The 19,268-nt window shown below is 41.5% G+C and carries 18 protein-coding genes, 1 tRNA gene and 1 pseudogene (1 of these 20 cut by a window edge); 5 read left to right on the top strand and 15 right to left on the bottom strand.

From position 1 onward, the window contains the following. The 6 genes and pseudogenes from HMPREF3112_RS08220 to parE form a co-directional block, all read right to left on the bottom strand. Window positions 1–41 (bottom strand) — tRNA-Tyr (locus HMPREF3112_RS08220); it reaches 62 nt to the left of the window's first position. Window positions 42–101: 60 nt separating this feature from the next. Further along, window positions 102–332, bottom strand: coding sequence for a DUF2969 domain-containing protein (locus HMPREF3112_RS08215; RefSeq protein WP_002886057.1), 231 nt, complete (start codon window positions 330–332; stop codon window positions 102–104). Between the two features lie 118 nt (window positions 333–450). After that, window positions 451–1,482, bottom strand: a pseudogene (locus tag HMPREF3112_RS08210) (branched-chain amino acid aminotransferase); the annotation flags it as partial. A 156-nt stretch (window positions 1,483–1,638) separates the two neighbouring features. Then, entirely contained in the window at window positions 1,639–4,095 is a 2,457-nt protein-coding gene (gene parC / locus HMPREF3112_RS08205; protein WP_048676007.1) for a DNA topoisomerase IV subunit A, read from the bottom strand. A gap of 618 nt (window positions 4,096–4,713) precedes the next feature. Then, entirely contained in the window at window positions 4,714–5,262 is a 549-nt protein-coding gene (locus HMPREF3112_RS08195) for a hypothetical protein (RefSeq protein ID WP_048676017.1), read from the bottom strand. A gap of 155 nt (window positions 5,263–5,417) precedes the next feature. Further along, complete coding sequence (gene parE / locus HMPREF3112_RS08190) at window positions 5,418–7,367, bottom strand: DNA topoisomerase IV subunit B (protein WP_070439198.1); 1,950 nt, start codon at window positions 7,365–7,367, stop codon at window positions 5,418–5,420. A gap of 137 nt (window positions 7,368–7,504) precedes the next feature. Here parE and plsY point away from each other — a divergent pair, with 137 nt between their 5' ends. Further along, complete coding sequence (gene plsY, locus HMPREF3112_RS08185; protein ID WP_038675561.1) at window positions 7,505–8,146, top strand: glycerol-3-phosphate 1-O-acyltransferase PlsY; 642 nt, start codon at window positions 7,505–7,507, stop codon at window positions 8,144–8,146. A gap of 117 nt (window positions 8,147–8,263) precedes the next feature. Here plsY and HMPREF3112_RS08180 read toward each other — a convergent pair whose 3' ends face one another. From HMPREF3112_RS08180 to HMPREF3112_RS08145, 9 genes are all read right to left on the bottom strand, one after another. Further along, window positions 8,264–8,641, bottom strand: a complete 378-nt coding sequence (locus HMPREF3112_RS08180; protein WP_002885939.1) for a helix-hairpin-helix domain-containing protein — start codon at window positions 8,639–8,641, stop codon at window positions 8,264–8,266. 74 nt (window positions 8,642–8,715) lie between these two features. Then, window positions 8,716–8,970, bottom strand: coding sequence for a DUF1912 family protein (locus HMPREF3112_RS08175; RefSeq protein WP_002886199.1), 255 nt, complete (start codon window positions 8,968–8,970; stop codon window positions 8,716–8,718). Window positions 8,971–9,082: 112 nt separating this feature from the next. Continuing rightward, window positions 9,083–10,033, bottom strand: a complete 951-nt coding sequence (mmuM, locus tag HMPREF3112_RS08170; RefSeq protein WP_070439195.1) for a homocysteine S-methyltransferase — start codon at window positions 10,031–10,033, stop codon at window positions 9,083–9,085. Window positions 10,034–10,045: 12 nt separating this feature from the next. Next, entirely contained in the window at window positions 10,046–11,422 is a 1,377-nt protein-coding gene (locus tag HMPREF3112_RS08165; RefSeq protein WP_070439192.1) for an amino acid permease, read from the bottom strand. A gap of 129 nt (window positions 11,423–11,551) precedes the next feature. Next, window positions 11,552–12,151: a ribosome biogenesis GTP-binding protein YihA/YsxC gene (gene yihA, locus HMPREF3112_RS08160; RefSeq protein ID WP_048676032.1), complete on the bottom strand. Its 600-nt coding sequence runs from the start codon at window positions 12,149–12,151 to the stop codon at window positions 11,552–11,554. Between the two features lie 9 nt (window positions 12,152–12,160). Beyond that, complete coding sequence (clpX, locus tag HMPREF3112_RS08155) at window positions 12,161–13,387, bottom strand: ATP-dependent Clp protease ATP-binding subunit ClpX (protein ID WP_002890340.1); 1,227 nt, start codon at window positions 13,385–13,387, stop codon at window positions 12,161–12,163. 17 nt (window positions 13,388–13,404) lie between these two features. Continuing rightward, a complete protein-coding gene (locus HMPREF3112_RS11310; RefSeq protein WP_002886174.1) occupies window positions 13,405–13,575 on the bottom strand; it encodes a hypothetical protein in 171 nt (56 codons plus the stop codon). Between the two features lie 4 nt (window positions 13,576–13,579). After that, entirely contained in the window at window positions 13,580–14,083 is a 504-nt protein-coding gene (locus HMPREF3112_RS08150) for a dihydrofolate reductase (RefSeq protein ID WP_048676035.1), read from the bottom strand. A 107-nt stretch (window positions 14,084–14,190) separates the two neighbouring features. Then, the gene (locus tag HMPREF3112_RS08145; RefSeq protein ID WP_070439189.1) at window positions 14,191–15,051 is read right to left on the bottom strand and encodes a thymidylate synthase; all 861 of its coding nucleotides are present in this window, start codon (window positions 15,049–15,051) and stop codon (window positions 14,191–14,193) included. A gap of 471 nt (window positions 15,052–15,522) precedes the next feature. Here HMPREF3112_RS08145 and HMPREF3112_RS08140 point away from each other — a divergent pair, with 471 nt between their 5' ends. From HMPREF3112_RS08140 to HMPREF3112_RS08125, 4 genes are all read left to right on the top strand, one after another. Next, a complete protein-coding gene (locus HMPREF3112_RS08140; protein ID WP_021144512.1) occupies window positions 15,523–16,689 on the top strand; it encodes a hydroxymethylglutaryl-CoA synthase in 1,167 nt (388 codons plus the stop codon). Between the two features lies 1 nt (window position 16,690). Next, window positions 16,691–17,962 carry a hydroxymethylglutaryl-CoA reductase, degradative gene (locus HMPREF3112_RS08135; protein WP_021144513.1) on the top strand — a complete coding sequence of 424 codons (1,272 nt, stop codon included), beginning with the start codon at window positions 16,691–16,693 and terminating at the stop codon, window positions 17,960–17,962. 168 nt (window positions 17,963–18,130) lie between these two features. Next, complete coding sequence (locus tag HMPREF3112_RS08130; protein ID WP_002885964.1) at window positions 18,131–18,580, top strand: DUF1836 domain-containing protein; 450 nt, start codon at window positions 18,131–18,133, stop codon at window positions 18,578–18,580. Next, window positions 18,573–19,250, top strand: coding sequence for a PAQR family membrane homeostasis protein TrhA (locus tag HMPREF3112_RS08125; protein WP_002886236.1), 678 nt, complete (start codon window positions 18,573–18,575; stop codon window positions 19,248–19,250). Before HMPREF3112_RS08130 ends, HMPREF3112_RS08125 begins: the two co-directional genes overlap by 8 nt. Window positions 19,251–19,268 lie beyond the last annotated feature (18 nt).

Here is a 19,268-nt window from a genome sequence, read left to right as displayed (position 1 = left end):
GATTTACAGTCCGCCGCGTTTAGCCTCTTCGCTATCTCTCCTTAAGAACAAGAAATAGTATATCACAGTTTCTTGACCAAAGCAAGCCTTTACTTTGGATTTTAATGATTAAGATTGTATGATTCAATAATGGCAGCTACTGCATCATCCATTTTTTTGTGGAAACCTACAACATTTTCCTTGTCAACAACGGCAAACTTACCATCAATCTCCACAATTTGTCCGATGACTTTCTTACCAACAAGAAGTTCAAAACCTTCGATAGTTGCTTTGTTGACAACTACTTTAGCATCATTAATTTGGATTTCAATTTTTTTATCTTTTTTACTCATAGATTTATACCCGATACTTGGCTCGAGCCATCCTTTCTTAATGTATCTTCTTAATTCTACCGAAAAAGAAAAAAGCTTGCAAGAGCAAGCCTTAAAATAATCGTTTATCTATTAGGAATTAGTCAACTTTGACAATCCATCCTTCTGGTGCTTCAACATCACCAAATTGGATACCTGTCAACTCATCATAAAGTTTACGTGTTATAGGACCTACTTCTGTTTCTGAATAGAAGACATGGAAGTCATCACCATGTTGTACCCCACCAATTGGTGAGATAACGGCAGCTGTACCACAGGCACCTGCTTCAACAAATTTATCCAATTCAGAAATCTTAACATCACCTTGGATAGCTTTCATGCCAAAGCGATTTTCAGCCAAGTAAAGCAATGAGAACTTAGTGATAGATGGCAAGATAGATGGGCTGAGTGGGGTAACGAATTCGTTATCGGCTGTGATACCAAAGAAGTTTGCAGAACCCACTTCTTCAATCTTAGTGTGAGTTGCTGGATCAAGGTAGATCACATCAGAGAAGTTACGATCATGTGCAATCTTACCTGGCAACATACTTGCTGCGTAGTTACCACCAACCTTAGCAGCACCTGTACCATGTGGAGCAGCACGGTCATAATCATCTTGGATAAGGAAGTTTGTTGGAGCCAAACCACCTTTGAAGTAGTTACCTACTGGCATAGCAAAAATGGTAAAGATATACTCATCTGCTGGATGCACACCAATGATATCACCAACCCCAATCAACAATGGACGGAGATAAAGTGTTGCACCTGTACCATATGGTGGAACATATTCTTCATTTGCACGTACAACTTGTTTACATGCATCTACAAATTTGTCAACGGGAACTTGTGGCATCAAAAGACGATCCGCAGTACGTTGCAAACGTTTAGCATTTTCATCTGGACGGAACAATTGAATAGAGCCATCTTTAGTACGGTAAGCCTTGAGGCCTTCAAAAGCTTCTTGACCATAGTGAAGGGCTGGAGATGCTTCTGAAATATGCAAAGTCGCATCCTCAGTCAATTGCCCCTCATCCCATTTACCGTCTTTGTAATATGAGATATAACGGAATGGAAGTTTACTGTAATTAAATCCTAGATTTTCCCAGTCTAAATCAACTGTCATGTGTATATCCTCTTTTCTGTTACTATGTGCTTTCTAGTATAGTCCTTTTCATTGAAAATTTCAAGGTTATGTTGCAAAATTCTGACAATTCTTTTTAAAACACTTATTTTGCCTGTTAAAGAAAAAAACTCTGCCCTCTAGTAAGAGGACAAAGCTTTCTTATCTTTATTTTTCAACAATCTTGGCAGAAAAGACTTCTTTATCTGTTAATCTTTCAATGAAACTACCGTTGCTAGTACGGTCTGAAAGATTTAGAAGGGACAAGTCAACCTCTGCCGTTTCACCTGTTGTAGCTGTTACAAGCAAGGTCTGAGGAGTCTCCTCCACTGGTGTCGCTAGAAGATCTATTTCGCCACCAGCATTTTCCGTAAAGACTGGACCCGCAGTGAAGACACGGTGTGGTTTCGTCTTAAGCTCACGAAGAACTTGAAGACCTCTACCAGCTCGCTTAGCCTGCGGAATATCGGCTGTAGCTACACATTTGAGACTAGCTCTTTGTGTTAGAAGGTAGAAACTTTGAGTATTTGCCACAAAGACAGCCTGAACGGTATCATCATCCTTAAGATTGATTGCCTTAACACCTGCTGCCTTGGCACCAACTACTGGCACTTCGTCCGCATTAAAGCGAAGAGCATAACCCTTTTGAGTGATAATCATGATATCATCCAATTGAATCGGCGTAACCGTGACAATAAAATCACTATCATCCTTGAGTTTAGCGTATTTAACCGACTTAGACTTGTAGGTACGCCATGGCGTAAATTCCTTGCGTTCGAAACGTTTAATCTGACCCAGCTTGGTAGCGGCTAGGTAAGTACCCGTTTCAAAATCATCCAGGATTTCGGCGTAAATCACTTCTTCATCCTTAGATAAATTGGTGATAGTTTGTGATAAATGCTCTCCCAAATCCTTCCAACGAATATCTGGCAACTCATGAATTGGACGATAAATCACATTGGCCTGATTAGTGAAAATCAAGAGGTGTTGTGTCGTCTTAGCTTGCTGAACCAAAATCAAATCATCATCATCACGTTTTCCGACTTCGTCAATCGTTGAAGCATTGAAAGAACGTGGGCTTGTACGTTTGACATAACCACCACGAGTGATGCTGACATAGGTTTCTTCTTCAACAATCAAACTTGCAGTATCAATTTCAATGGTCTTGGTTTCTGCTTGCAACTCTGAACGACGGTCATTACCAAATTTCTTCTTAATGTCACGGAGTTCACGTTTCATGACATTAAACATGGTACGCTCATCACCAATGATAGCAGTCAAGGTCGCGATTTGTTCACGTAAATCAGCTTCCTCATTTTGGAGAGTGACAATATCCGTATTGGTCAAACGATAAAGTTGCAAGGTCACGATAGCTTCGGCTTGTTCTTCTGAAAAATCATAGCTGACCTTAAGATTTTCCTTAGCATCAGCCTTATTTTCAGAAGCTCGGATAAGAGCGATAACCTCATCCAAAATAGAGATAACTCGGATCAAACCTTCGACAATATGAAGACGTTTTTCAGCTTTTTCCTTGTCAAATTTTGAACGAGCAACGATAATATCACGACGGTGAGCAATGTAGCTAGACAAAATCTTTTGTAAGCCCACTTGACGTGGGGTGAAATTATCAATAGCCACCATGTTGAAATTATAGTTGACCTGAAGATCCGTATATTTCAAAAGGTAGTTCAGAATGGTTTGACTGTCAGCATCCTTCTTAAGTTCGATAGCAATACGTAAACCTGTACGGTCAGATTCGTCACGAACTTCTGCAATGCCTGGAACCTTGTTGTTGACTCGAACATCATCAATTTTTTTAACCAAGACAGCCTTATTGACATCGTAAGGAATCTCAGTAACGATGATTTGTTCCTTGCCACCTTTGAGTTGTTCAATTTCAGTACGCGAACGCACAACTACTCGGCCCTTACCAGTTTCGTAAGCCTTGCGAATCTCATCCTTGCCCTGAATGATAGCCCCTGTTGGGAAATCTGGACCAGGCAAGAATTCCATCAATTTATCCAGTTTAGCAGATGGGTGATCAATCATGTAGACAACGGCATCGATGACCTCTGACAGATTATGCGGTGGAATGTCTGTGGCATAACCAGCAGAAATCCCTGTAGCACCATTAACCAAGAGGTTTGGAAAGGCTGCAGGTAAAACGGTTGGTTCCTTCTCTGTATCATCAAAGTTCCAAGCCCAAGGAACGGTGTTTTTATCAATATCTTGAAGAAGGTAGCCAGCAATCTCTGACAAACGCGCCTCTGTATAACGCATAGCCGCTGGTGGATCACCATCCATAGAACCGTTGTTACCGTGCATTTCAACTAAGATTTCACGATTCTTCCAGTCCTGGGACATACGGACCATAGCATCATAAATGGAACTATCGCCATGTGGGTGAAAATTACCCATAATGTTACCCACCGACTTGGCAGATTTACGATAGCCCTTATCATGGGTATTGCCATCCTTATTCATGGAATAAAGAATACGACGTTGAACGGGTTTCAAACCGTCACGAATATCAGGAAGCGCACGCTCCTGAATAATGTATTTGGAGTAGCGTCCAAAACGCTCCCCCATGATGTCCTCAAGGGACATATTTTGAATATTAGACATAAGATTTCTCTTTATTTTTTAGTTTAAGTAATGATTTAAAATAATGTGAAAGACAAATAGTAACTTTCCTACCTCACTGCCACGCCTCACAATGTCTTTCCTTGATTTTGCAACTGTAGAAGAATGGTTTTAACCTTCCTAATTTCTATTTCACCAATCACAAATTGAACGACTGTACTTATCGCAATTAAAATGAAGAATACACAAGATAGTGTCATTGAAGTAGAAAGTTCACCAAAGAATAAGATAAAGTTTAAGAGTGTTAAACAAGTCATTATAGAGGCGTTGATTACGAGAACAATAGCTAGCGAGATACGAAATAATCTATAATGATAGATACTTTTTAAAAGAGATGTGATACTACAAGCAACACTTAAGGGAGTAAAAACATACACATTATAGAAGACAAATAACAAACCCGAGTAGGTTCTATCTGAGAATGGATTATCTATCAAAGATAGAAGGAAGGTTACCACTACTAGTATAGGCAGAAGTAAAAAACGTGTTTTTATTGGTCGCTTTTTATAAACACTTAAATAAGCTATTGCCGCTCCACAAACAGGAAGGACTATTTGAGGATAGTAAAGTATGAAACTTAATACCTTAGATAACATAGGTCTACCTCACATTGTCTTTTCCTGACTTAGCCATATAGTCTTTATTTTTTTCGTTTTCCTTTCTTCCTATTATAGTTTGAGCAATACCACTTGCCGCTAGGAGGAGAAAAATAAAGTACATGGATGAAGCAGGGAGAAATTCCAAAGCCCCTTGTAAGAAAAGTAGGTTGAGGAAAGCCAGTAATGTGGCGAAGAAACTATTAATCGCTAATAAGATTGAATAATTGGTTTGAAAGCGTGTTAAATGTAGAAGACTCTTTATAAAAGCTATTAATGAGAATGGTACATAAAACACTGAAAAGACCATCAGGTAGTAAAAGCCAAATAATAAGCCTGAGTATGGACTACCCAAATAATAATAGAGGGGGTTATCCAGCACGAAGATTATGAGGGAGACTATAGATAAGAGAAAGAGGATCAAAAAGCGTGTTTTTATAGGACGTATGCCATAAAAAATTAAGTATATAGCAGAAACAATAACCATAAGAATAATCGCAGGAACAGCTACATCTGCATGGTAAGCTAGGTAATCGATAACATTAAAATCCATTTTTCTACCTCCATTGATTTCTAGTCAATGACACTGCAAATAGTTAATAAACGATGTAGAAAATAATCAACTTGTTTCTTTATAATCCCAGGCATCTATTGATTGTAAACGCTCTCTCTAACTCTATCTTATTACATTCCCTTCTGGCCTGCAACTTAAAATGCGCCGCTTTCTTCCAAGGTAAATTTAACGTTATCTTCAATCCATTGACGGCGTGGTGCTGCCTTATCTCCCATAAGAACAGAGACACGACGTTCGGCACGCGCTAGATCGTCAATCGTCACTCGGATAAGGGTTCTTGTCTCTGGATCCATGGTTGTTTCCCAAAGCTGGTCAGCATTCATCTCACCAAGCCCCTTGTAACGTTGAAGAATAGCTCCACGACCAAATTTTTGGCGAAGCTCCTCAAGTTCCCCATCAGTCCAAGCATATTCGACAACTTCCTTCTTACCTTTCCCTTTAGACATCTTGTAAAGAGGAGGCAAAGCGATATAAACGTGTCCTGCTTCAACCAGTGGACGCATATAACGATAGAAGAAAGTCAGCAAGAGGGTCTGGATGTGAGCCCCATCGGTATCGGCATCGGTCATGATGATAATCTTATCGTAGTTGATATCGTCAAGGTTAAAATCAGCTCCAACACCTGCACCAATAGTGTAAATCATGGTATTGATTTCTTCATTTTTGAGAATGTCAGCCATTTTGGCTTTCTCAGTGTTTAGGACCTTACCTCGAAGAGGCAGGATAGCCTGGAATTTACGATCACGACCTTGTTTGGCGGAACCACCGGCAGAATCCCCTTCGACTAGATAAAGCTCATTTTTCTTAGCATTTTTAGACTGAGCTGGCGTTAATTTCCCTGACAAGAGCCCCTTGTCTTTTTTATTTTTCTTACCATTTCGACTCGCATCACGCGCTTTTCTAGCAGCTTCACGGGCGTCACGGGCCTTGATAGCCTTACGCACCAAGTTAGAAGCTAAGTCCCCATTTTCCATAAGGAAGTAAGTCAGATGCTCTGAAACAATACTATCAACAATAGGACGAGCTAAAGGAGATCCAAGTTTGTCCTTGGTTTGTCCTTCAAACTGAAGGTGTTCTTCAGGAACCAAAAGCGAGATAACTGCTGATAAACCTTCACGGTAATCTGACCCTTCAAGGTTCTTATCTTTTTCTTTGAGAAGCCCTGTCTTACGTGCATAATCATTAAGAGCCTTGGTAATGGCAGACTTAAATCCTGTTTCGTGAGTTCCTCCGTCCTTAGTACGGACATTATTGACAAAGGAAAGGATATTGTCAGAGTAACCGTCATTATACTGAAGGGCTAATTCCAAGTGAAATTCTTGTTGATCTCCATCAATATAGATGACTGGTGTCAACGTTTCCTTGTCCTCATTCAAATATGACACAAAGTCTTGAACTCCATTTTCATAGTGGAATTCTTCACGAACTTCTTCTTCGCCACGCAAGTCTGTCAATGTCATAGTGACATTCTTAAGAAGGAAGGCTGATTCTTTGAGACGCTCTGAGATGGTGTTAAATTTAAAGTCAGTTGTTGAAAAGATGCTCGCATCAGGCATAAAGGTAACTTTTGTACCTGTCTTAGACTTAGGCGCTTTACCAATCTTTTCAAGCCCTGTTACAGGGTGACCACCATTTTCAAAACGTTGGCGATAAACACTACCGTCACGGGTAATTTCTACCTCAAGCCAACTAGACAGCGCATTAACAACTGAGGAACCCACACCGTGAAGACCTCCAGAAGTCTTATAACCACCCTGTCCAAATTTACCACCAGCGTGGAGAACAGTGAAAATAACTTCAACTGTTGGTTTACCCATGGCATGCATACCTGTCGGCATCCCACGTCCAGAGTCAGAAACAGAAACGGAACCATCCTTATTTAGGGTAACAGCGATAACATCACCAAAACCAGAAAGAGCTTCATCGACCGCATTGTCGACAATCTCCCAAACGAGGGGGTGAAGTCCTGTTCCATCTGTTGAGCCAATGTACATTCCAGGGCGCTTGCGAACCGCATCCAACCCTTCTAGTACCTGAATGGCATCATCATTATAATTATTTACATTAATTTCTTTTTTAGCCAAGAGTGACCTCCAAAATTTTCATCCTTATTATTTTATAAGTTTTCAGAAGAATTTGCAAAAGAAATCAAGAAAGTTCAAAAGATATCTTAAGGCTGACTGACTTTGTCAATTACTAGGCTGTATGCTATAATTATCTCATGAAAATCTTATTGTTAATCCTAATCGCCTACTTGCTAGGTTCCATTCAGACCGGCCTCTGGATTGGGAAACTATTCTTCCACACCAATCTTCGTGAGCATGGCTCTGGAAATACTGGAACAACCAATACCTTTCGTGTTCTAGGTAAGACTGCTGGTACCATCACCTTCTTGGTGGATATGTTCAAGGGTACCTTGGCTGTTCTTCTTCCTATCTGGCTTGGTGTTACAGAGGTTTCACCTTTAGTTATTGGTTTCTTTGCCATTATCGGACATGTTTTTCCAATCTTTGCTGGATTTAAAGGTGGGAAGGCCGTTGCGACAAGTGCTGGGGTGCTTCTTGGTTTTGCCCCACTCTACTGTGTCTTCTTACTCTTGGTCTTTGCCCTAACACTCTATCTAACCAGCATGATTTCATTTTCAAGTGTCACTGCTGCAGTTGTTGGACTGATTACCTTGGCTGTGTTTCCAGCCATCCACTTCTTGCTAGATGGCTATGACCTTATTTTCACTGGGGTTCTTACCATCATGGCTTTGATTATTATCTTCCGCCACACTGAAAATATGGGGCGAATTTGCAGGCATCAAGAAAACTTGGTACCTTTTGGACTTAATTTAACCAAACAAAATCCAAAGAAATAATCCAGATCTATCAACCACTAGTAAAAAGCTAGTGGTTTTCTTGTCCTCCTAATCAAACAATGCTTCCTAAGACAAAGAATAAAGATCCGAAGTCTACACCTCGGATCTTTTTTAGGCTTAAGCTTTAAAGCTGACACCATTTTCTTTCAATTTTTTAACTGTCGCAGGTCCGACACCCTTGAGGGCAAGAACTTCTTCTTCAGTCACAGTAGCAAAAGCCTCTGCTGAAGTCAAACCTTCATTGTAAAGAGTCTCTACAAGGTTTGAACGAAGGCCTTCAACTTCTGGAAGTTCTGCAAAGGCTTCAAGACTAAGGTCTTTGGCTGCTACTTCTTCCTTAGCAACTGTCTTAGTTTCAGCAACAGGTTGTGGTGCTACTGGTGGCACTGGTGGAACAGGCGCAACTGGTGGGACAGGGGCTTTAACATTATTGAAAAGTCCTTGTTTTTTCAAACGGTGTTTAAAAGCTTTCTTTTTATTTTTTACTTTAGCCATGTTTAGTATTCTCCTATTTTAATCGGCGACACCTTTCCATAAAGTGCTGTCGCTATTTTCTTTTTCATCCTCTATTAATAGTGACGTTCCCCGAACAAGCCATCCGGCATATCATGGAAACCTTTGCCAGCACGATAGTTGGCAAACTTGCCAATTAGGAAATTGTAAGCATCCAATTTGGCTTCATAACGGTAACTTGCATCACGTGCACGCTCATCGCCATCTTCTTCCCAGATTTTCTTGCTAGCGGCCAAGGCCGTTTCGTTTACTTTAACTTGGGTAACAACCCAGGCTTCGAAGTCTTTTAGAAATTCTTGTTCGTAGGTCATATTTTCCTCTTCATTTTAAAAACCAGCTTAACGCTGGCTTCATTTTCTACTAATAGTGTGTAGAGCTCATAGCCTTACAGTCTCATATTATAACAAACAATTAGAAATTTGACTAGGTTCTAAACTCTGCATATAAGGCTTTAATATCATTTGGACGTGTGCGGCAGCAACCACCTAAAATCTTAACTCCAAACTGAGTATGCCAATCTTTGCTGTGTTCGACTAAGGTCAGAGCATCCTTGTCCTTAGGTTTCCAAGTCTGCGTACTACCATCATAAACCTCACCTGAGTTGGGGTAAGTAATGAGCGCTTTTCCAGCATTTTTAAGAATAGCAAGAGCCTGATTATAAAGCAGAGGCGAACTACAGTTGATTCCTAGAGCCAAGATTTGGTCTGACTGGCCAACAAGCTGGGCAATCTCATCTAGAGAAGTCCCATCACTGATAGTGCCTGGTTCTTGGACTGTAAAACTGATATAAGCTTCTGCTTCTGGAAATTCTTCAGCCAGAAGTTCAATCAAAGCTTGTGCTTCCAGATAATTAGGAATGGTTTCCAAAGCCAACAAGTCGACACCATGATCTAGGAGAATTTGAATTCGAGGACGATGAAACTCCTTGAGAGCCTCTATGATAATCTGACCATAATCACCAGTGTACTCAGAACCATTGGCCAAATAGGCTGCGTAAGGACCGACATCACCAGAGATCAATGGATAAGGACGATTAGCCTTCTCACTGTCATCCAAAGTTGCCCAGACCTTATCGCGTGCATTCTTTGCCAACTGAACTGTCAAGGCAATAATCTGCTCTGCTTCTTCTTTAGTGAGTCCAGCGTCTATCAAGCCTGGCAAGGTTGCCTGATAAGACGATGTGGTAATCAAATCAGCCCCAGCAGCTACATAGGTTTCGTGGATTTTTTGAATAACTTCTGGCTTTTCAAGCAGGTACTTGGCTGACCAGAGTTTGCCAGAAATATCATAACCCAAGCTCTCCATCTCTGTTCCCAGAGCCCCATGAAGAATGAGGGGAGATTTATTCTCTAGATAGTCTTTAAATATTGCCATATAAGGGCCTCCTTACCATTTTTTAAAGCGAAGATAGTGATAGAGGTAGCAGAAAATCATGAAAGGAATACCAAAGTAGAGTCCCGCACGCTGCGAACTATCCCAAGCAATCCCGAGAACAGAAATGGCCAAGAGAACGATTGTAATATAAGGTAGGATTGGGTTAAACGGCGTCTTGTAGTCCAACTCATCATCAGAATGTTCTAAATTCCACTGTTTACGGAAGTTGATTTGTGCCATAGGAATAGAGAGCCAGACAACAACAACTGCAAATCCAGCGATTGATACCAAAGCTAGGTAAACTGTATCTGCTGCATAGATACTTGAAAAGAGCGATAAAACTGCTCCTGCCATAGAAATCAAAAGAGCTGTCATTGGAACACCATGCTTATTAATTTTCACTAGCTTTTTATTGAGCATTCCCTCATTGGCCAAAGACCACAGCATACGGCTTGATGCATAAAGTCCTGAATTTCCAGCGGAAAGGATAGCTGTCAAGATAACAAAGTTCATGATGTCCGCTGCAAATGGAATTCCCATCTTGTCAAAGACATCAACGAAAGGTGCTGAAGAAACTCCTGCTTCTTTCATTGGAAGTAGCGAAGCTAATACAACAATCGTCAGTACAAAGAAGATAACCAAACGACCAATTGTTGTTTTAATCGCCCGAGGAACTGCCTCTTTAGGGTTGTCCGTTTCACCAGCCGCTATACCGATTAACTCTGTTCCTGAAAAGGCATAGTTAACAGCCAACATAACTGACACAATGGCAATACCGCCATTTGGAAAGAGACCATTGGCCGTTAAGTGCTTGAACATAATGGCCTCATGGTGACCATCAAAACTCACCAATCCAAACATAGCCCCTAGCCCCAGAATAATGAAAACCATGATAGCAATGACTTTTATTGACGAGAAGAAGGACTCTGCTTCCGCAAATGACCTCACACTTAGAGCATTAATCCCAAAAATCACCAAGGCAAAGAATGCCGCAAAAATCCAAGCCGGAACTGATGGAAACCAACGTTGCATCAACATGGCTGCCCCCAGAAATTCTGTTCCCAAGGCAACCGTCCAACAAATCCAATAAAGCCAAGCTACCGTAAAGCCGGTCCCCGGACTGATAAATTTAGTAGCATAGGTGTGAAAGGACCCCGTTACTGGCATAGCAACAGCTAGCTCACCTAATGAAAGCATGACTAAGTAAACAACAATAGCCCCCACAAGATAAGATAGGATAGCTCCAAGAGGTCCAGCTTGTGCAATCGTATAGCCTGAACTCAAAAAGAGACCAGTACCAATGACACCACCCAGCGATAGCATAAAGAGGTGTCGAGAAGTCATCTTCCGTTGGAACTGACCCTCATTTTCATAATTATGGTTTTCCATAGATTCCTCCAATATATATGATAAAACAAGCTTATCACAATATCATCCCCTTGGATAATAAGTGGAAACTATCAAAGAGATAGTTAAAGACTATCACAAGAAAAAAACTCGGATTTCTCCGAGCTTTTCTTACAATTCTGACAAAATCGTATCCCATGCTTCATCATAACCGTCACGTGTGACAGATGAAAAGACGATGAAATGGTCATTTTTATCAAAATTGAGTTTTTTCTTAATGATAGATTCGTGCTTGTTCCATTTTCCGCGAGGAATCTTGTCAGCCTTAGTCGCCACAACGATCACTGGAATTTCATAATACTTAAGAAATTCATACATTTGGATATCGTCTTGAGTTGGTTCATGTCGAAGGTCAACCAAGCTAACAACCACACGAAGATTGTCTCGAGTCACGAGATACTCCTCAATCATTTTCCCCCATTTGGCACGTTCTTTTTTGGACACACGGGCATAACCGTAACCTGGCACATCCACAAAGCGTAGCTTGTCGTCAATATTGTAGAAATTGAGCAACTGGGTTTTTCCTGGTTTTCCAGAAGTACGTGCGAGGTTTTTACGACCGAGAAGTGTATTGATAAAACTTGATTTACCAACATTCGAGCGTCCTGCTAGGGCAACCTCAGGGAGGTCATCTTGCGGATAGTGACTCTTATTTGCTGCACTGAGTAAAATCTCAGCATTGTGCGTATTTAGGACTTGTTCTTCAGCCATAAGTCCTCCTTACGCTGTTTCCAAAACTGGAGCAGCTGTACCGTCAACGGCTTCTTTGGTAATACGAACCTTAGTCACATCTTCCTGGCTAGGAATTTCAAACATGACATCCATCATGACTTCTTCAATGATAGAGCGAAGCCCACGCGCACCAGTCTTACGTTCAATCGCCTTACTTGCAATAGCTTCAAGAGCATCCTGGTCAAACTCAAGTTCAACCCCATCATAAGACAAAAGGGTTTGGTACTGTTTAACCAAGGCATTTCTAGGCTCTGTCAAGATACGAACCAAGTCGTCAACCGTTAACTGTTCAAGGGCCGCAAGGACTGGCAAACGTCCGATAAACTCAGGGATAAGACCGAATTTTTGAATATCTTCAGCCACAATTTCCTGCATGTATGATGAGTCATCATCAATAGCCTTATTATTTTGACCAAAACCAATGATTTTCTCACCAAGACGTTGCTTAACGATATCTTCGATACCATCAAAAGCACCACCTACGATAAAAAGAATATTCTTCGTATCAATTTGAATCATCTCTTGGTTAGGGTGTTTACGACCACCTTGAGGTGGAACGCTAGCTACTGTTCCTTCGATAATCTTCAAGAGGGCTTGTTGAACCCCTTCACCAGAAACGTCACGAGTAATTGATACGTTTTCACCTTTTTTAGCAATCTTATCAATCTCGTCGACATAGATAATCCCACGTTCCGCACGTTCAATATTGAAGTCTGCCGCTTGGATCAGTTTGAGGAGGATATTTTCCACGTCCTCACCCACATAACCTGCCTCTGTCAATGAGGTCGCATCCGCAATCGCGAAAGGAACATTCAAGCTACGAGCCAAGGTCTGAGCCAAGAAAGTCTTCCCTGAACCAGTTGGTCCAATCATGAGAATATTTGATTTTTGCAAATCCACATCATTGTCTTCACGACTTTCTGTGAAGTTGATACGTTTATAGTGGTTGTAAACAGCTACCGCCAAGGCACGTTTAGCACGGTCTTGCCCCACGACATAGTTGTTCAAAATATCCAAAAGTTCTTTTGGCTTCGGAGTTTCAGCCAAGTCAGCCAAAACTTCTTCTGCCATTTCCTCACGAATGATTTCTTGTGACAAGGCCACACATTCGTTACAGATAAAGACGCCATTGCCGGCGATAATTTTCTTTACTTCTTCTTGGTTTTTGCCACAAAATGAACAATAAACCATTTCTTCATTACGATTTCCAGCCATTTATTCCTCACTCTTTTCTAAAATAGGGTGCCATAGAAGGCGTGAATAGTATTGACAAGGTTGGTAAAAGCATTTAAAAAGAGAAAAACTGCTAACCCATAACGTTTCTTGCGAAAGGCAGGAATGGCAGAGAGCACACAAAGCACTCCCAATAATGCAGTAAATAACCCAAAAACACTACGTTGCATGAACCTAGTCTCCTTCTTTTTCATAGCGACTTATGCTAAAGTCGTAGGCATTTTTATCATCCTTGGCCACACGTTCGTGTGATACCACTTTAAATGCCGTCATATCTAGTTGTGGAAAATACGTGTCTCCCTCTAAATCAGCCTCAATAGTTGTCTTGATGAGTGCATCATAATGCCCATCAAAAGCCTTGTAGACACCAGCACCACCAGCAATATAGAGATCCTTATCTTGCTGTTCAAACCAAGCTAGGGCTTCCTCAACACTCGTAACGGTCGTTACACCCTCACAGTCGAAGTCCTTGTCTCGTGTCAAAATCAAGGTTTCACGTCCTGGTAGACAACGACGGTTCATGCCATCAAAGGTCACACGCCCCATGAGAATTGCTGAGCCCATGGTCGTTTTCTTGAAATGTGCCAGTTCAGCAGGCAAATGCCAAGGCATGGTGTGATTCTTCCCAATAACATGATTATGAGCTTCCGCCCAAATAGCAATGAGTTGTTTAGACACGGTATTTCCTTTTCTTTTTAAGTTTACAATCCATTCTAACAAAAAAAGAGAAAAAGAGCTTGGAAAAACTTTGCCAGCTCTTTATGGGCTTAATTCATAAGCATTTATTAAATTGCTAAGTCAAATTTGAGTTGAGGTTTAACAGGATCATAGTCAACCAATTCGAAATCTTCTGGTTTGATATCGAAGAAATTAGTCCCATCAGGAACATTGAGGACCAAACGTGGTTGGCAATCAGATGGCTGACGTTTGAGAAGTTCTTCAGCTTGCTCAAATTGATTGTCATAGATATGGAGATTGTTGATGAAATAAAAGAATTTACCAACTTTCCAACCAAAGTGCTTGGCAATCATCATCTGAAGAGCCACATACTGCATGGCATTAATATGATGAGCCACCAGCATATCGTTAGAACGTTGCGTCAAAGTGGCGTCCAAATAAATGTCCTCGCCCATACGGCGAACGTCAAACATAGTTTGGAAGGCACAAGGCTGAAGTCCTGCTGTCGCCTCGAAGGCCTCGTAATCCCAAAGGGAGATGACATTGCGACGGTTCCACGGATTAGCCTCCAACTGTGCCAGCAAACGGTTAATGATATCGTGCTTCTTAACAACCGCTCCATAACGCTGACCAATCGAACGCTTGTCCCCATTATTGGCAGGCACGCCTTCAACTTCCCAGTCATTCCAATAGTGGACATTGTATTTGTCTTCAAGGACATCTAGGCTGTTTGTCTGGTCTTGATAAATCCAAAACACTTCTTTGATGGCAGATTTGATAGCGATAGGACGAAGAGTGGTAATTGGAAACTCTCCCTTGCTCAAGTCATATTCTGCAAAAGCTCCAGTGATGTATTTGGAGTTGGCTGTGGTGCCATCCTTGTATTTAGGACGTGCTTGCTCCGACCAAACGCCTTCTTCCATGATTTTAGTGATATTTTCTTTAAAAATAGTGTCTGCTTTTGTCATGATTTTCCTCTTTATTCTATTGAAAACAAAGTATTTTTTGAGACTTTCCTTAAGTGATTACGGACGTCTGCGAACTTCTTCGAAGTTCCAAGACTAATTTTTGAGCCTATGGTCTCAAAAATTCCGAGTGTCTGTAAACAAAACACTTTATTTACAGACACTTATCTCACAGCGGAAAGTCTCACTTAACGCTCGCAATGATTTCAATATATAACAACAATTTTACTTTTCTAACATAGCTAAAAAACAAGTAGATTACCACTTCAATTTTACCTTATTCTGGTGTAAATGAGAAATATAAGCTATGGGAATAGTAAAAGTAAGTCGTTTAAAATCCCCTAGTTCCTATCAAAAAATGAGATATAACTAACTATCAAAGTTTTTTCAAGGCGAAAGCGCTCTTTTATGGTAAAATCACTATAGATTAGTATCTTCTGGATACTCTACAATGAAGAAAAAAGGAAACATCATATGTCTATTGGAATTGATAAGATTGGTTTTGCGACCAGTCAATATGTTCTAAACATGGCTGATCTCGCTCTTGCCCGTGGGGCGGAGCCTGAAAAATTCAGCAAGGGGCTGATGCTTGATGCAACCAGTATTACGCCGATTACAGAAGATATCGTGACGCTTGCCTCTGATGCGGCGGCTGATATTTTAAATGACGACGACAAAAATGCTATCGATATGGTCATCGTAGCTACTGAGTCTTCCATTGACCAGTCTAAGGCTGCTGCTGTCTATGTCCACAGTCTTTTAGGTATTCAGCCTTTTGCTCGTTCTTTTGAAATGAAGGAAGCTTGTTACGCTGCAACTGCTGGACTTAACTATGCTAAATTGCACGTGGCAGCCCACCCAGATAGCAAGGTTCTGGTTATCGCTAGTGATATTGCCCGCTATGGTGTGGAATCTTCTGGTGAATCAACTCAGGGAGCTGGTGCTGTAGCTATGCTAGTCAGTCAGAATCCACGTATTTTGGAACTTGCTGATGATAATGTAGCTCAAACTCGTGATATCATGGACTTCTGGCGTCCAAACTACAGTTCAACGCCTTATGTTCAAGGCATCTATTCAACCAAGCAGTACCTTGACAGTTTGAAGACAACTTGGGCAGCTTATCAAGAACGCCATCAGACTAACTTTGCTGATTTTGCCGCTTTTTGTCTCCATCTCCCTTATCCTAAGCTAGCTCTTAAGGGACTTAACAAGATTATTCCAAAAGATTTGAATCCAGAGAATAAAGAGCGTCTGACAAATAACTTTGACGCTTCAATCACCTATAGTCGTCAAATTGGAAACATCTATACAGGGTCACTCTATCTTGGACTTCTGTCTTTGCTTGAACAGTCGCAAGACCTTAAAGCCGGAGATAAGATTGGCTTCTTCTCTTACGGTTCTGGAGCTGTCTCTGAAATTTTCTCAGGACGTCTGGTTGAAGGTTACAAAGACCTGCTTCGTTCGGACCGCCTAGATACCTTTGCCAAACGTCAACAATTAAGCGTTGCTGATTATGAAAAACTTTTCTATGAGGAGGCGCAGTTGGATGACACTGGTTCTACTCAATTCGCTGATTACCAAACCGGAGCTTTCCGTTTAGCTGAAATCTCTGAACACCAACGTATCTATAAAGGACATTAATATGACTAAACTCTCTTGGACTGGTTTTTCCAAGAAGACACCGCAAGAACGTAAAGAGCATTTGAAAACGAATGCTCTTTTGTCTCAGGAAAATCAAGATCTTCTGGATAAGAACCAACAACTCACCCTTGAAACAGCCAATCAAATGGCTGAAAATGTTATTGGTCGATTCACACTTCCCTTTGCCATTTGCCCAGATGTATTGGTAGATGGTGTGACTTATCAGGTTCCCATGGTTACCGAAGAACCTTCAGTTGTGGCTGCTGCTTCCTACGCTAGCAAGCTCATTAAGCGTTCTGGTGGTTTCACGACTACGATTCATGACCGTCAGATGATTGGCCAAGTTGCCCTCTTTGACGTTCCTGATAAGGCTGCTGCCTCAAGTAAAATTCAAGCAGCCAGTCAGGACCTTATAGAGATTGCCAAAGAGGCTCACCCTTCTATTGTTAAGCGTGGGGGTGGCCCTCGCAAGCTCTGGACTGAGACTAAAGGAAACTTCCTCATTGTCTATCTAGCCGTTGATACCCAAGAAGCCATGGGAGCCAATATGGTCAACACCATGATGGAAGCCCTGGTGCCAGAATTGGAAAACCTCTCAAAAGGTCAAAGCCTCATGGCTATTCTCTCAAATCTAGCCACTGAGAGTCTTGTGACAGCGACTTGTCGTCTTAGCACACGCTTCCTCAGTCGTAATAAGGAAGAGGCACATGACCTAGCCAAGAAAATGGAGATGGCTAGCCAACTGGCTCAGGTGGACCCCTACCGAGCAGCTACCCATAACAAGGGAATTTTCAATGGTATCGATGCCCTAGTTATCGCGACCGGAAACGATTGGCGAGCCGTTGAGGCCGGTAGCCATGCCTATGCTAGCAAGGATGGTAGCTACCGTGGTCTCTCCACATGGACTTATGATCATGAAGCTAAGGAACTAGTGGGAGAATTAACCCTCCCCATGCCAATCGCAACTCGTGGAGGTTCTATCGGACTTAACCCTAGTGCTTCTATCGCCCATGACTTGCTTAATCATCCAGATGCCAAAACTCTAGCCAGTATCATCGTCTCTCTTGGTTTGGCACAAAATCTGGCTGCTCTCAAAGCTCTGACTTCAACAGGAATACAGGCAGGACATATGAAACTCCAAGCCAAATCCCTAGCTTTGTTAGCTGGGGCTATTCCTGAAGAAATGCCTCAGGTTTTGGCTGAACTTCTCAAGGCCAAACATATGAACCAAGAAACTGCACAAGCAATTTTGGAGAAACTCAGAACCCCATAAGAAGTGATCCAAAAGCATAAAAAATCAACCTGCCTTATCACATAAAAAATAAAGATGTTGGAAATTTTATCTCAACATCTTTTTCATATCTTACAAGTTCTGACTTGACTTGAATTTCTATAATGTTATAATCTAGTTATGAAAACTAGATAAAGAGGTTTTTATAATTTGACAACACAACAATACCCTCTCTGGGAAGAATTACCAGAGATTGAACTCTATTTGGATCAGGTTTTGCTCTATGTCAACCAGGTCACCCAAAGTACTTTGGGACCAAACGACAAGGGGCTAACCGCCTCTATGGTCAATAATTATGTCAAACATGGCCATGTCGCAAAACCCATCAAGAAAAAATATAATGCTGCTCAGGTAGCTAGACTTATTGTCATCACTAGTCTGAAGACCGTCTTTGAGATTTCTGAGATTGCCAAAACCTTAGAAATCCTACGAACAGATGCTGAAAGCCAAAAGAGCTACTACAATGACTTTGTAGCCTGTATGAATGGTCAGTTTCCTCAAGAAGCTCCGCAAGTCATACTCTCAGCCTGTCAGACGCTGCAATGCTACCGAGCTACCCATCAACTTTTGAACGACCTTGAAGGAGGAAATAATGTCTAATACTGCTACTTTTAATACTTCTCCCAACCTCAAACTCAGTAAAAAACTTAGCTTTGGTGAGGAAGTGGCAAACAGCGTGACACACGCCGTCGGTGCTGTGGCCATGCTAGTCTTACTGCCAATTACTGCTGTTCATGCCAACAACGGCTATGGTATGACTGCTGCTGTCGGGATGTCTGTTTTCGTTATCAGCCTATTCCTCATGTTTTTGAGCTCAGCCATCTACCATGCTATGGATTACAACTCACCCCACAAGATGGTTCTAAGAATTATTGACCACAGCATGATTTATATCGCCATTGCTGGAAGCTACACCCCTGTTGCCCTCTCATTGGTTGGCGGTTGGCTAGGCTATAGCATCATCATCCTTCAATGGGGAACAACAATTTTTGGTATTCTCTATAAAATTTTTGCTAAAAAAATCAATGAAAAGTTCTCCCTCTTCCTCTATCTGATGATGGGATGGTTGGTTATCTTTATCATTCCAGCTATCGTCACTAAGACAGGACCAGCCTTTTGGGGGCTCATGCTTGCTGGAGGATTGTCATACACGGTTGGAGCAGCTTTTTACGCTAAGAAAAAACCATACTTCCACATGATTTGGCACCTCTTCATCATGCTGGCTTCAGCACTCCAATATCTGGGTATCGTCTACTTTATGCTTCCTTAAGCTAATACTAGACTTCTA

Source organism: Streptococcus sp. HMSC10E12, from assembly GCF_001807855.1.
GTDB lineage: Bacteria > Bacillota > Bacilli > Lactobacillales > Streptococcaceae > Streptococcus > Streptococcus salivarius.
This window is presented reverse-complemented; position numbering and strand designations above follow the sequence as displayed.

Excerpts from the sequence above, each read along its gene's own strand:
- HMPREF3112_RS08215 (WP_002886057.1), bottom strand. The coding sequence starts at position 332 with ATGAGTAAAAAAGATAAAAAAATTGAAATCCAAATTAATGATGCTAAA.
- parC (WP_048676007.1), bottom strand. The coding sequence starts at position 4,095 with ATGTCTAATATTCAAAATATGTCCCTTGAGGACATCATGGGGGAGCGT.
- HMPREF3112_RS08195 (WP_048676017.1), bottom strand. The coding sequence starts at position 5,262 with ATGGATTTTAATGTTATCGATTACCTAGCTTACCATGCAGATGTAGCT.
- plsY (WP_038675561.1), top strand. The coding sequence starts at position 7,505 with ATGAAAATCTTATTGTTAATCCTAATCGCCTACTTGCTAGGTTCCATT.
- HMPREF3112_RS08180 (WP_002885939.1), bottom strand. The coding sequence starts at position 8,641 with ATGGCTAAAGTAAAAAATAAAAAGAAAGCTTTTAAACACCGTTTGAAA.
- HMPREF3112_RS08175 (WP_002886199.1), bottom strand. The coding sequence starts at position 8,970 with ATGACCTACGAACAAGAATTTCTAAAAGACTTCGAAGCCTGGGTTGTT.
- mmuM (WP_070439195.1), bottom strand. The coding sequence starts at position 10,033 with ATGGCAATATTTAAAGACTATCTAGAGAATAAATCTCCCCTCATTCTT.
- HMPREF3112_RS08165 (WP_070439192.1), bottom strand. The coding sequence starts at position 11,422 with ATGGAAAACCATAATTATGAAAATGAGGGTCAGTTCCAACGGAAGATG.
- yihA (WP_048676032.1), bottom strand. The coding sequence starts at position 12,151 with ATGGCTGAAGAACAAGTCCTAAATACGCACAATGCTGAGATTTTACTC.
- clpX (WP_002890340.1), bottom strand. The coding sequence starts at position 13,387 with ATGGCTGGAAATCGTAATGAAGAAATGGTTTATTGTTCATTTTGTGGC.
- HMPREF3112_RS11310 (WP_002886174.1), bottom strand. The coding sequence starts at position 13,575 with ATGCAACGTAGTGTTTTTGGGTTATTTACTGCATTATTGGGAGTGCTT.
- HMPREF3112_RS08145 (WP_070439189.1), bottom strand. The coding sequence starts at position 15,051 with ATGACAAAAGCAGACACTATTTTTAAAGAAAATATCACTAAAATCATG.
- HMPREF3112_RS08140 (WP_021144512.1), top strand. The coding sequence starts at position 15,523 with ATGTCTATTGGAATTGATAAGATTGGTTTTGCGACCAGTCAATATGTT.
- HMPREF3112_RS08135 (WP_021144513.1), top strand. The coding sequence starts at position 16,691 with ATGACTAAACTCTCTTGGACTGGTTTTTCCAAGAAGACACCGCAAGAA.
- HMPREF3112_RS08125 (WP_002886236.1), top strand. The coding sequence starts at position 18,573 with ATGTCTAATACTGCTACTTTTAATACTTCTCCCAACCTCAAACTCAGT.